This window comes from uncultured Fibrobacter sp. (assembly GCF_900316465.1).
Taxonomy (GTDB): Bacteria; Fibrobacterota; Fibrobacteria; order Fibrobacterales; family Fibrobacteraceae; genus Fibrobacter.
Window position 1 is genome coordinate 34318 of record NZ_ONDD01000013.1, and the last position, 12513, is coordinate 46830.

General features: G+C 51.5%; 11 protein-coding genes. 8 read left to right on the plus strand and 3 right to left on the minus strand.

Features of this window, described 5'->3' with window-relative positions:
- Nucleotides 1-17: 17 nt before the first annotated feature.
- The 5 genes from QZN53_RS06600 (at nucleotide 18) to QZN53_RS06620 (ending at nucleotide 4990) form a co-directional block, all read left to right on the plus strand.
- Nucleotides 18-908, plus strand: a complete 891-nt coding sequence (locus QZN53_RS06600) for a rhomboid family intramembrane serine protease (protein WP_163438124.1) — start codon at nucleotides 18-20, stop codon at nucleotides 906-908.
- Nucleotides 908-1870 (plus strand): adenosine kinase, encoded by a 963-nt coding sequence (locus QZN53_RS06605; protein WP_163438126.1) that lies wholly within the window; start codon nucleotides 908-910, stop codon nucleotides 1868-1870. The genes QZN53_RS06600 and QZN53_RS06605 overlap by 1 nt, the downstream gene beginning before the upstream one ends.
- Nucleotides 1871-1903: 33 nt before the next feature.
- Complete coding sequence (locus tag QZN53_RS06610; RefSeq protein ID WP_163438084.1) at nucleotides 1904-2926, plus strand: hypothetical protein; 1023 nt, start codon at nucleotides 1904-1906, stop codon at nucleotides 2924-2926.
- 71 nt (nucleotides 2927-2997) lie between these two features.
- Nucleotides 2998-3417, plus strand: coding sequence for a hypothetical protein (locus tag QZN53_RS06615; RefSeq protein ID WP_163438128.1), 420 nt, complete (start codon nucleotides 2998-3000; stop codon nucleotides 3415-3417).
- Between the two features lie 22 nt (nucleotides 3418-3439).
- Nucleotides 3440-4990: a choice-of-anchor I family protein gene (locus QZN53_RS06620; RefSeq protein WP_163438130.1), complete on the plus strand. Its 1551-nt coding sequence runs from the start codon at nucleotides 3440-3442 to the stop codon at nucleotides 4988-4990.
- On the opposite strand, the gene QZN53_RS06625 is transcribed toward QZN53_RS06620, so the two are convergent.
- Nucleotides 4983-7520: an ATP-dependent helicase C-terminal domain-containing protein gene (locus QZN53_RS06625; protein ID WP_163438132.1), complete on the minus strand. Its 2538-nt coding sequence runs from the start codon at nucleotides 7518-7520 to the stop codon at nucleotides 4983-4985. The two genes, QZN53_RS06620 and QZN53_RS06625, sit on opposite strands and share 8 nt — an antisense overlap.
- 27 nt (nucleotides 7521-7547) lie before the next feature.
- The gene (locus QZN53_RS06630) at nucleotides 7548-8012 is read right to left on the minus strand and encodes a hypothetical protein (RefSeq protein WP_072978211.1); all 465 of its coding nucleotides are present in this window, start codon (nucleotides 8010-8012) and stop codon (nucleotides 7548-7550) included.
- Between the two features lie 174 nt (nucleotides 8013-8186).
- Between QZN53_RS06630 and QZN53_RS06635 the strand changes: the two genes are divergently transcribed.
- Both QZN53_RS06635 and QZN53_RS06640 read left to right on the plus strand, forming a co-directional pair.
- Nucleotides 8187-9497: a POTRA domain-containing protein gene (locus QZN53_RS06635; protein WP_294652138.1), complete on the plus strand. Its 1311-nt coding sequence runs from the start codon at nucleotides 8187-8189 to the stop codon at nucleotides 9495-9497.
- A 118-nt stretch (nucleotides 9498-9615) separates the two neighbouring features.
- A complete protein-coding gene (locus QZN53_RS06640) occupies nucleotides 9616-10206 on the plus strand; it encodes an inorganic diphosphatase (protein WP_088627798.1) in 591 nt (196 codons plus the stop codon).
- A 32-nt stretch (nucleotides 10207-10238) separates the two neighbouring features.
- On the opposite strand, the gene QZN53_RS06645 is transcribed toward QZN53_RS06640, so the two are convergent.
- Nucleotides 10239-11114, minus strand: a complete 876-nt coding sequence (locus tag QZN53_RS06645; RefSeq protein WP_163438136.1) for a hypothetical protein — start codon at nucleotides 11112-11114, stop codon at nucleotides 10239-10241.
- A 162-nt stretch (nucleotides 11115-11276) separates the two neighbouring features.
- Between QZN53_RS06645 and QZN53_RS06650 the strand changes: the two genes are divergently transcribed.
- Nucleotides 11277-12503: a hypothetical protein gene (locus QZN53_RS06650; RefSeq protein WP_163438138.1), complete on the plus strand. Its 1227-nt coding sequence runs from the start codon at nucleotides 11277-11279 to the stop codon at nucleotides 12501-12503.
- Nucleotides 12504-12513: the final 10 nt, after the last annotated feature.

Genomic DNA, 12513 nt, shown 5'->3' on the forward strand with positions numbered 1-12513 from the left:
CTTGCTTTCTACAATTTATGAGACCGTTTAGATTTTTACCTAAAGTTTTGCGCGTGTTGCTGATTAGCAATGCCGTTGTTTTTGGACTTGCCTTTATTGGCGGAATGCTTGGCTTGCAGCTGAACTTGCCTGGTGTTGGTGCCGGTAGCATTCGCGAATACATTGCATACTTTGGCGCCTTTTGGCCGTTTGCGCCGGAACAGGCTTGGCGCTTTGTGTCTTACATGTTTGTGCACATTGACTTCTGGCATTTCTTGTTTAACATGCTGATGCTTTGGATGTTCGGTAGTGATGTGGCCGACATGATGGGCACCAAGCATTTTACCGGAATGTATTTCTTCTGCGGAATTTTTGCCGCGGTGTTTAGCTTGGCGATGTATTGGGTCGGCATGACGAATGCTCCGATTATCGGCGCGTCGGGAGCCCTCATGGGAATCTTTGTTGCCTATTACAAGTTCTTCCCGAATCGCATGCTTCTGATGTTCTTCTTTTTCCCCATGCGAATCAAGTATGCCATGTGGTTCATGGTCGCAGTCGATGTGTTTATGGCGCATTCGGGAGATGGCGTTGCGCACTTGGCCCACTTGGGCGGTGTCGTAGGCGGATTCCTTTACATGCATTTCTACGAACGTGGTTTCGGTAACCTCGGTAAGGCATTCAAAAAAATGCGTGGCCCGAAGTTTACGGTGCATCCGGGTGGCCGTTCCGAAAGTAATTCCCGCACGGAATCTGGCTCGGAACCGGACGACGCCATTGAAGGCGAAGTTTTTTATGTAGATGAAAACAAGCGGATGGATGAAATCCTTGCCAAGGTCAACCGCGAGGGAATCAATTCGCTGAACGAAACAGAACGTCAATTTTTACTTAAGGCGAGCGAAAAGTTGCGCCGCCGCAGAGGAGGCTTCTAATGAAGAAAGTTTTAGGTATGGGCGCAGCCCTCGTTGATATTTTGGCCAATGTGGATGACGCTTGGATCGAAGCTCAGGGTGTGCAGAAGGGTGGCATGAACATGGTGGATTGGCCCCAGATGGAAAAGTTCCTGGGCGCCCTCAAGAATCCGCTGCGCGTGCCGGGTGGCTCTACTTGCAATACAATGGTGGGTCTTTCTCGCCTGGGTGGCAAGGCCGCCTTTATCTCGAAGATCGGCAACGACGAACTCGGTAACATTTTCAAGAAGCACTTGCAAGACAATGGTGTGGAATCGAAGCTCGGCTTGAGCGATGCCGCTACCGGTTGCGTTTTCAGCGCCGTGACGCCCGATGCCCAGCGTTCCATGTGGACTTATCTGGGCGCCTCCGATTTCTTGGGCAGCGACGACTTTGTGCCGGCTCTTTACGACGGCGTTGGCTTGCTGTATGCCGAAGGCTACCGTGCCTTTAACGCAGATTGTTTCAAGAAGTCCTTTACCTTGGCCCGCAGCCTGGGTGTAGAAACCGCTCTCGATTTTAGCAGCTTTGGCGTGGTGGAAGCCTGCCGCAAGCTCTTTGACGAACTCTTTGCCGAAGGGATGATCGATATCATCATTGCCAACGAAGACGAAGCTTATGCCTATGCGGGCGTCAAGGAAGAAGCCGCTCTCGATGTGCTTGCCAAGAAGGCCAAGGTTGCCGTAGTGAAAATCGGCAAGCGCGGCGCCCTGATTGCCAAGGACGGCAAGGTGGTGCATGTGCAGGCTGGCCCTGCCAAGGCTATCGATACTACGGGTGCCGGCGACTTGTGGGCATCGGGATTCCTGTATGGCTACATGAACGGCTGGGATATGGAAAAATCGGGCAATTTGGGCAGTGTCGTGAGTAACGAAGTGGTCCAGGTGATGGGTGCCCAGATTCCGGAAGACGGCTGGAAGCGAATTTTAGCTACGCTTTCGTAAATTTTTGTATATATTTAAGGCTAGGAGAGTCGTATGTTTAAGAAAGTCTGCCTAGCCGGCCTTGTGGCCACCGTGTTCTCTTTTGCGCAAGAAGAGACCTATATTCGCAATATCTGCGATACGTTATCCGTTTCTGCTACTCCGAAGGTGGAACTCAAGCTTAAACGCGTTGAGGAAACCGTTTGGTATGGTTCCCGCGATTTAAAGAAGACTGATTCCGTTAAGGTGAATGTGCATGAGGATTATAGCACAATCACGCCTATCATGCAAAAGACCAGCCTTAGAATTCCCTATTCTATCGATGCAGGCTGCGTGTCTAGCAATTACAATCTTTTCAAGTATGGGGAATGGGACCAGAATGGCAAAAAATGGACTCTGAACGATGAAAATGACGATTACGGCTCATGGATTATAGATGTCAATCTCTATAATATTCCCGGCTTTGATTCAACCAATTCGAATAATGTCCTGGTGGTAAAAAAGGGTGGCGTCAATTCCGAGGAGCTTTCTTTCTCGGCTGATGACTTGATGGTTTCAAGAACTTTTGAATTCGCTTTTGATTCATGGCAGGCCATTGTTTTGGGTAGGGTGAAAAAGAGCGATGGCGGAGCTTTGCTCTATTCTGGTTCGGCATTCAGGCTTGATTCCGCGGATGCGGTTGCTGCTGCTTTGGCTGCTTTTAATAAGAGAGAGGATGTTCCCGACTCGCTTTCTAAAATCCAGGTTCAGGTTTTACGTCCGGTGTTGACCGACCCGAACAAAAAAGCGGTGAACAGTTCTTCTTCTGTGGCGGAGTCGTCTTCGTCCGAGGCGAAGTCGTCTAGCAGTGTGGTGTCGAGTTCCTCTGTTGAATCCAGTTCCTCTGTGGAGCCGGAATCGTCGGAATCTTCTACAGCCATTGGCCGCCTACAGGCGACTCCACGCGCATTCGGCGCGGCCCGAGCGATCCGCAGGCTCGACGGTTCCGTGGTTAAGGCGGGCGAACAGCTTGTGCCCGGCGTTTACTACGTGAAGGGCGTTGACGGCCGCTGGAAAAAGCAAGTCGAATTGCCGTAATGCAGTTCTGTAACGAATTCTTGAATGCTTGTCCCCGATAGTCCTGTCGGGGATTTTTGTATATTTGCGCTATGATGCGTTTGATTAAAATCCTTGCGATTACCTTTTTGTTCTGTGGTTCAATGGCACTAGCCGAAGAACCTGCCGTAGCTTCTCAGACATCGACTGCAGAAACCGAATTGAAACAGGAACTTGCAGTGCGCGACAGCGTGATGCAGGTGCAGGGAGATGCCTGTACGCTTGAAAAAGATTCCTTGCGTTCTGTCATCGAATCGGAAAAAGCCAAAAGCGAAAATTGGGAAAAGAGCTACAATACCGTCAAGAAAGATAATGAAACTTGTGCCCAAATGCTTGTCACCTCGATTGGCATAAATGAAAAGAAGCAAGAAAAGGAGCAGGAGAATCGTAGGTCCGCTGCCATGGCGGCTTCGTCTTCGTTCTTGGGCGGTGTCGGTATCGGCCTGCTGATCATGTGGCTGATCATGAAATAATTGGATTTGTGTTGAGGAGTGAATGAATAAGATTCTTTTGAGTGCAAGCCTGCTTTTGTGCGCAGGCTTTTGTTTTGCTAAAAATGCAGTGCCCGCCGGACCGTTCCAGTGGGGGCATACGCTTAAACCGCTTTCGACGACTAAAATGTCTACGGCAGAAATTTCGGCTTATATGCCTGCCAAGAAAAAACTGTTTGTCGTAGGTGATGCTAATGTCGTCGAAGTGGTGGACTTGAGCAATCCGAGCGAAGCCAAAAAGATTTCTGAAGTACAGATTCCGGGTAATGCCTCTAGCGTGACGGTTCATGGAGACTTGGTCGCGGTCAGTATGCTTGAAGTCGAAGAATGGCGCAATGGCCAGGTGCAGGTGATGCGTTACACGGACAATCTCGAAGTGCTTGGATTGTATACGGTCTGCAGCCAGCCGGACATGATCAAGTTTACGCCCGATGGCAAGAACTTGCTGGTGGCCTGCGAAGGCTCGCCGAGTACGGATTTTGCGGTAGACCCTGATGGCGGTATTGGATTCTTGACTGTTGCTAAGGCGGACGCCGAATCGTGGAAAACTGCGGAATTTGCTGTGGCCGGATTTGATCATCTCGACACGAATAGACTTAAGAATGCTGGCGTGCGTGCTCCCGGAAATCAGGGCTTTTTGAAATCGCTGGAACCGGAATACATTACGGTTTCTGACGATTCCAAGCTGGCGTGGGTGAGCCTGCAAGAAAATAACGCCATGGCGATTATCGATGTGCCGGCCAAGAAAATCAAGAAGGTTTTCCCGTTGGGTTTTGTAGACCATTCCAGAAATGGTTTTGCAATCGATGCCGTGAGCGACGGAAAGATTGATATCAAGAATTATTACCCGCTGCGTGGACTTCGCCAGCCTGATGGCATTGCCGCTTTTACGGCAGGCGACAGACACTTTGTGCTGACGGCAAACGAAGGTGCTCCTGTAAATGATTACAAGGCATGGACCGATGTAACGAGCGTGCAGGAACTTGTGGCACAGGGCCGTTTGGATGAAACCGTGTTTACGGAAAAGATAACGACAGACTTGAAGGATCTTTCGGTCAGCGCGCTGGAGCGTTGCGATGAGGGTAAGTACCGCACCCATAACGGCAAGTGTCCTTACGCCTATACGTTCGGTTCTCGCTCCGTGAGCATTTTTGACGGCGAAACGGGAAAACTGCTCTGGGATTCCGGAGAAATGTTTGAACGTGTCTTGGCAAAGATTGCGCCGGAATATTTCAATTGGAATTCCAAGAAGGGCAAGGCCAAAATGGATAAGCGCAGCAGCGATAAGGGCTGCGAACCCGAAAATGTGACTGTGGGCGAGGTCGGTAGACGTCGCTACGCCTTTGCTGGCTTGGAACGGTCGAGCGGTATTGCCGTTTTTGATGTCACTGACCCGGAGGCCCCGAAACTGGTGGATTACTACTTGGATCCGCTGGACCGTGGCCCCGAAGGCGTGTTGTTCATTTCTGCTGACGATAGCCCAATGCCTGGCCAAGCTTTGCTCGTTGTTGGCTACGAATACAGCAAGACGCTGACGATTTATACGATTAAATAACGGATTCGGGCCAAGGGTGCTTGGGGTAGCGGCCACGCAATTCCTTGCGCACCTCGGCGTAGGTGTTCTGCCAGAATCCAGTCAAGTCCCAAGTTTTTTGAATTGTGCGGAAGTTCGGTGCGAGAATGTCGTACCGGACTTTTAATTTGCCGTCGGCAATCTTGTGCTCGCCGCGGAGCTGCATCAAGTCTTCGATTCGGGCCGAGATTTCGACCAAAACGCCTTCGATGCTTTGCACGGATTTTCCGTCGTCGCTGACGGCGACTTCTTGGTAGCTGTAGCGGGCGCGCTTGCCGTTGGGGAGCGTGTAATGGTCGGGGAAAGTTTTCCCGAGCCACTGTAGCATGGATTTGCCAAAATAATCTTCGATGATGCTGCGGTAACGGTCTTCGTTAATGTCGCGGAGCAGGAACTTGCCGTTTGCGAATTCGTCGAAGATGAGTTCCATATCTTCTTCGTTGAATTCGGGGAGACCGTATTCGGGATAGAGCTTGGCGGCAAGGCGCATCTTGATGAGCTGCGTCTGAACGGCTTCGGTCAGGAACTTGCCGCTCCAATTTTCTTTCTCGATTTTTTCGCGCCAGGCGTCGACGGTAAGCTTCTTGAGTTCTTCAAGAACTTTAGGCGATGCCTCTTGCGTGAGAATTTCTTTGCGGGAAAGTTCGGTGGTGGAGCCGTCGGCGTTTTCGGATTCGCTGATTTCGACTCCGATGAATCTTTCTTGTCCGCTGCGCCACAAGAGCTCGTAGCGCGTCTTGGCGTTGCTGCCGCCGAGCATGTCTTGCGAAATGGGCGCGTAAAGGTTGACCTTGAGTTCGGACTTTGTGGTGCCGGTACGGAGCATGCTGAGTGCGAGAATCGCGTAAGGCGGTTCTGCAACTTGCAGGCGAATCACGTTCTGGTTGGCGAGCTTGTAGGCATTGCCGCTCGGAGTCGCGAGCCTGTCCGGGAAAGCTTTCAAGAGGCTGCGAATGACGGATTCTCTCTCGTCTTTCGTCTGTAGGACGGAGCCCGTTCTCTCGTCTATTTTATCGCGGTAGTCGCGCAGTTGTCGGAGTGTGAACGAAATTTCACGCGGAACATCCCTGTTCTTGGACAAAGTATCACTTGCAAGTGTGAGAATGTCGTAGGCGACTTTTGCTTTCTGCAGAAATTCGGTGCCGGAGTGAATCCAGGCGAGTGCGGCGAGGAGCAAGTCGGGTAGATCAGCCTTGCTTTGAGCCGATGCGAGGAGCAGCGCGAGTGGAATGCTTGAAACTGGCGTGCGGATGGCCTTGAGGCCGAGTGCGGTGATTGTGCCGTCTTGGAGCATCCCGAATTTTTCGAGGAGTGCGGTCGCGGTCTTTTCGCGTGCTTCCGGAATTGCTGTCGGAAGTACTATGCCATCTGTCATCCCGGACTCGTTCCGGGATCTCCTTTCCTCGCCGAGATCCTCTAGCGCGGCCTTTTGCAGTAGTAATTCCGAGGGCTCGATTTGCAGGACTTCGGGCACGATCCCTTGGGGCATACGCTTTTCGCTTTCCTCGCTCCAGAGGCGTATGGCACAACCATTCTGCGTACGGCCGCTACGGCCGCTGCGCTGAATGGCATTTTGCATAGAAATGGGGAGCGTGCGCAGGACATTCACCTTTTCGCTGTCGTCATACAAACTCACTCGTTCGATGCCGCTATCGACGACGCCTGTCACGTTAGGCACGGTGATAGATGTTTCGGCGATGTTTGTGGTGAAGATGACACGCGGGCGTTCAGTGACTTCAAAGATGCGGTCTTGCGTTTCGCGGTCTTGCCCGCCATAGAGTTCCAGAAATTCGGCGCAGTTTGGGCCGAGGGCTTCGGAGGCGGCGGTGTGGCAGCGGGCGATTTCGGCTTTGCCCGGTAAGAATACCAGCGTGGTCTGCCAGATGTTGTTGCGGTAGAGCGTGCGGAGCGCCCGCACCACTTCGGCGTCAAGTCCAACGCCCGAAACAAGCGATGTCCCCGTTGCCGGAGTCTGGTTGATAATCTGGACGGGGTAGAGCGGGTGGCCGAGGCTCAGGCACTTGACGCCGAGAACCGTTTCGAGTTCGGAACGGTTCAACGCCGCCGACATCACCGCAATCCTAGGCTTTTTGGCTCCCCTAAAAAACGCAAACAGCAAGTCCATGTCGGCTTTGCGTTCGTGGTATTCGTCAAAGACGATCCAGTCGGCATCCAGCTTGCCGTGTAGCAACTCTTGTAGAAAGTTACCGTAGGTTTGGAATAGTATGCGCGTGTCTGCGCTCTTGCAGCTGTCTTGCCTGAACTGGTAGCCGACAGTCTTGCCGCAGGTTTCCCCGTGGAGCTTTGCCGAGAACTGCGCCAGCGCGAGTGCCGCGATACGGCGTGGCTGCAAGACGACTACGCGGCCTTTGCAGTGCTTGCTTAAAAAGTAGGGGATGAATAGCGACTTGCCCGAGCCGGTCGGCGCTTCAATCAATAAATTGCGAGAAGCCGCTATCGCGGCTTCCAGTTTGCCTTCTTCTTCGGCGAGTGCTAAATCTTTGTAATTCACTAAAGTCTATTGATTAAAGATCAATAACTAGCGCGGGAACTTGAGCTTTTCGCCGGTGGCAACGTCGTTGTAAGGCTTCTTGCCTTCGTGGAACTTCTGGTTGATTACCAGGTTGTCGATACGGCGACGCAGGCCCTGTTCGGTCTTGCAGAAGAAATAGGCGACCTTGTTGGTGCCGGGCACCAGGAACATGGCGAGCTTGTACTTCTGAGACACGGCGCGGCGGAAGAACTTGAGGTCTTCTTTCTTGGGCACCACGAGGTGGGAACCTTCCTTGACTTCGCAAATCATGTCGGCATCGGCCAAAAGGGCGCGAGACTTCTGCTTGAGAGCGGCAAAGTTGGGTTCGGTGTTCTTCTTGATGGTTTCAAGGCTGAATGCACCACCGCCTTCCTTGAGGGCTTTGCGGACGCCGCGGAATGCAAACACGCCGAGCACGATAAGGACAAGGGCTACAATGAAGGGCCAATAGTTGGCGAGAAAATCTAACATAAAAACCTCTTTTCTTTACGAAAGAAAATATAGAAAAATAAATGATTTATGCGGGAGGGGACCCGGCTCGGAGTTGCGAAGGCCGCACGGTCCCCTCCCTGCACCCTCCCCTTCCTTGGCCGACGCTTTTTTAAGGAGGCAAGCTTTTCTATATTCGTATTTGTGTTAAGTTTTTTGAAACGATGTCTTTTTACATGTGCTGTAACTGCGTGTATTTCTGTTGCAGCCTTTGCTGGCGTGGATTCGTCTATCGGTTGTCCTGATGGTACGGTCATTTCGTCGATTTCGTACGAAGGCTTGGAGCATACCAAGGCTCGCGTGGTGAATCGCGAACTCTTGAACAAGGCGGGGGAGCCGTTTTCGGCCGAAAAGTTCAATCTTGAAAAACGCCGCCTGCAAGACTTGGACTTGTTTACGGATATCTCGGTGGGGTGTGAAGGCGGAAATCTGAAATACACTTTCGTTGAAATCTTCCGCTGGATTCCAGCCCCTGCAGGCAAGACGACCGAGCGTGACGGGCTCATGATTGGTCTTGCTCTTGCGAACTTGAATGTGCTTGGCGAAGATATCCGGGCCGAGGTCCAGTACCGCACCTCTTCTGAACGGTTCCTGGATAACAACGAGTATGCCTTTTATGCAAGTTCTCCTTACTTGTTCGGACTCCCGCTTGGCTGGAATTTTGAATTCTTGCGCACCGACAGTTACGACGACATTCGCGATTACCAAGATGACAGTTGGCTGGTCGATTTGGACTTGGATTATCAATTGCTGCCGAACCTTTCTATTCTAGGCACGATTGCATATCGTGAATTGGAAAAAGCGGTATTCACGTTTGATGAGGCCTCTGCACAATTATGGGAATATGGCTTTGGCTTTGCCTTTGATTTCCGCGATACCAAGATCGATACTCGCAAAGGTATCTATTATGAATACATGCTTACGCATGTGAAACAATTAGACCGGATCGCTATCTGTGGCGGCAGTTGTTACACCGAAGGCGAAGACTATTGGGAACTTTTGAACGATGCCCGCGCTTACTATCCAGTTGGTCGTTTTGTGATGGGGGCGACGGCGCTCGTGCGTTACCGTCCGGGTGAAGTGTACCGCTTCGACTATTTTTCGCATGGCGGCGTGAATTCTTATCGTGGCCGTTATGGCGATTCAAAGCGCCTAGGCGTACACGAAACCTTGCTCAACCTCGAAGAACGCTTTATTCTGTTGGACCGTCAGCCGGCGAGTATCGCGGGCGTGAATTTCTTCTATGGCGTGCAATTGGTGGCGGGTCTCGACGGAAGCCTTATTTGGAATTCGGGGCGCCCCGGTTGGGATGATTACGAAGGTGCCGTCTATGGCGGTATTCATCTGGTGGTTCCCGCTGTTGACCGCCTGCGTTTTGAAGTGGGATACAGCCCAGACAGGGGAGAACCTAAATACTTCTTTGGCATGATAGAAAAGGTGTCTACGTCTCGCTGGCGTGGCAGATAAGCAATTCCGACGTAAATAAAGTAAACAACCCTTTACAAATTTTGGATAAATACTAAATTAGGACTCATATTTATAACAAAAAGATAATATGGCTCAAAGTGGGCCTTTTGGAGTATAAATGGCAATTAACTATCTGGATCTCCCGATTGGTCGCAAGTATCCCTACGAAGTGGACTGCGTCGTGGAAATCGGTAAAGACACCAACCTCAAGTACGAATATGATGAACGCCTGCACGTGTTCCGCCTGGACCGCTGCTTGCTGAGCTCCATGAGCTACCCCTGTACTTACGGCTTTATCCCGAGCACCAAGGCTGATGACGGCGACGCTATCGATATGCTGATTTACAGCCCGGCCTCCATGATGACGGGAACGGTTTGCACCTGCCGCGTGATCGGTGCGCTAGACATGACCGATGGCGGTCGTAAGGACTATAAGGTCCTGGGTGTTCCGGTATTCAACCCGCGCCCCATCAAGGACATTACCGATGTGGACCAGATGTTCCTGCGCATTACGCGTAACTTCTTCCAGAACTACAAGGAACTGGAAGGCAAGGACGTTCAGATTGGTGAATGGCAGAATGCCGCCTTTGCCCGCGAAAAGGTGATTGCCGCTCACAAGGCTTACTTCCAGATGCAGGTTCAAGTTCCTGAAACTTGCTACCAGGAACCGGAAAGTGTTGACCACTTGCCGCCTGACGAATTGATTTAAAAAAAACGCCGCTTTTTAGCGGCGGTTTTTAATTAGAAGCATCTTACTTTCACCGGCAGAACGCTGGTGATTTTTGTTTTGACGCTTTCCAGGAATTCCTTGGGTAAGGGTTCCACGCCCTCGAGCAAGGTATCACGAATGACCGTGTACAACTGGACTTCGACCAAGTTTGCCGGATTTGCGGAATGAATGGCGGTCAGGTTCTCGATGTAACGCTCGATTTCCTGCTCGCTCGGGATTTCGCCCTGCAGGTTGCAGAGCATGGTCTGAATGCAAAGCGGATAGAGTTTGATCGTCTTCGTTAGGTTGTCCAGAATCTTGTCAAAACGCAGGGGAGAACGGTTCATTTTCTTGAACCATTCTTCGGTGCCGGCATCGAGCTTTGCCCAGATTTCGCCGTCACTTGCCAACAGCTGAGAAAGACCTTGCTCGACGGCTGGGCTTTCGAGATGGCTTGCGTTTGTGATGAGTCGCAACTTAAAGTCACCGAGTCTAGGCGTGTATTCCTTTTGAATTTCGCGCATGCGGCGGCAGACTTCCGGGAATTCCTTGACGATAGTAGATTCTCCGTCGCCCGAAAGGCATACGTCTTTCAAAAGCTTGTTCTGTTCGGGAACATGGCCGAAAAATTCACATTTTGCAAATTCGCCCGATTCATAGAAATCGAGAAATGCGCGCAATTCACGTTCGACGGCATCGACGTCCACGGGAATACGCTTGTGGCCCTCTTGCGGGCCGCTCTGACAATAGGCGCACGAAAATGAACAGTGGTGGTCGGGGTTCAGGTTTATGCCAATCGAAAGGCCGCCTGCACGCCGGCTAATCACCGGGTACACCCATGTGTTGTCTTTCCACATGCGCGAATGATCGCTCCACGCTGCAATTAATGCTTTTTCCTGTTCGTTCATGCCGCCAAATATAGTAATCTGTGCTATAGTCTGTACCTATATGCTGTTAGAGTGAAAAATTAGAACAACCCCTCCGCTTGACTTGATTCATGTTGTCTTAAATCTTCATTCTTCATCCCATATTACACACCTCACATTGCTCATTTTTACTACTTTTCCAACATGCAGTTTGTATTGAAGTCCGCTTTGATTGCGCTTACGCTTGTCGGGGTTGCTTTGGCCGACGGCATTAAGCCATACGCTCTCGCAAACGACGGAGCGGTGACTCGCGACCGTCACCTGTCCGAAATCAGCGATATTATGCGCGGTGGGCGAGGCGGCTATATCGACCTGGGATTTTATTACACGCCGAGCCGTGAACAGTTACCCCTGGAAAGTCAGTACGGCGAACATGAAGGCTTTGCTTTCAATCATCATTTTGCTGCCTTTGGCGCCGGCGAAGTGGCTAAAGACCGCCACATGGGTGCGCTCCTCTGGTTTGACCGTTCCGGCTGGGATGGCGAAGACTTTTTCTTGTTCCCGCAGTATAACGATTTCGGCCTGCAGCGCTCGGTCGTTACTTGGGGCTTGACCTTTACAGATGCCCGCATGAATTGGACACTTGCCGCCGGTATGCAACACCAGAATCTGGAACACCGCGGTAAGCTTTATCCGTACGAAAGCGACTCTCTGGCCTACAGCTGGGCGCATTTGCGCTTTAGTAAGCTGAGTGCTCAGGCGAATTTCTACCGCACCGACTGGCGCCTGTTCCGCTTTGCGCTCGACCTGGAAAGCCGCGCTATTTACGGCGGCAGAAAGTCCGGCCCGCTTACGTACTTGCCGAACGTGTCGCTTTCCATGTACAATACTGATGAAGAAAATGACATCGATTCCATGCGCATTAATTGGGAACAGAATCTTTATGACCAGCGCCTTTATGCCGAAGTCGCGATTGACTTGAACGACTCCTGGTTCCATAGCGCAGCTCTCAAGTTTTACCCGGATCCGTCCCGCATGATCGGCTTTGAAGCGACCTGCTTGAACCGTGTCAGAAAGAAACAGCTTTCCGACGACTTGGTTGAAGTAGAAAACGACTTGTTGTGGGGTGGTGCTATCGACTTGCTGTTTGCCCGCTTTGCCTACAACGCCGCTTACGATTACGAAAACTTCTTTGGCGCGAAGGGCACGTTCCTTGTTGAATTCAAGTTCAACCTCGCCACGATTGACGGCTGGCTGTTCAACCGCGGTGCTGCACGTAGCGCTCCGATGCAAACGGATGTCGTTAAGCAATTCGATAAGAAGGCCGGCTCCAACGAAATCACCCCGATTGGCTCTGCTAAGGGGGCTCCCAAGACTATCGAAGCCAAGGGAATCCGCTACGAAAAGGTCGGCTCTGAAGGAGGCAATTAATGAAGGGTGC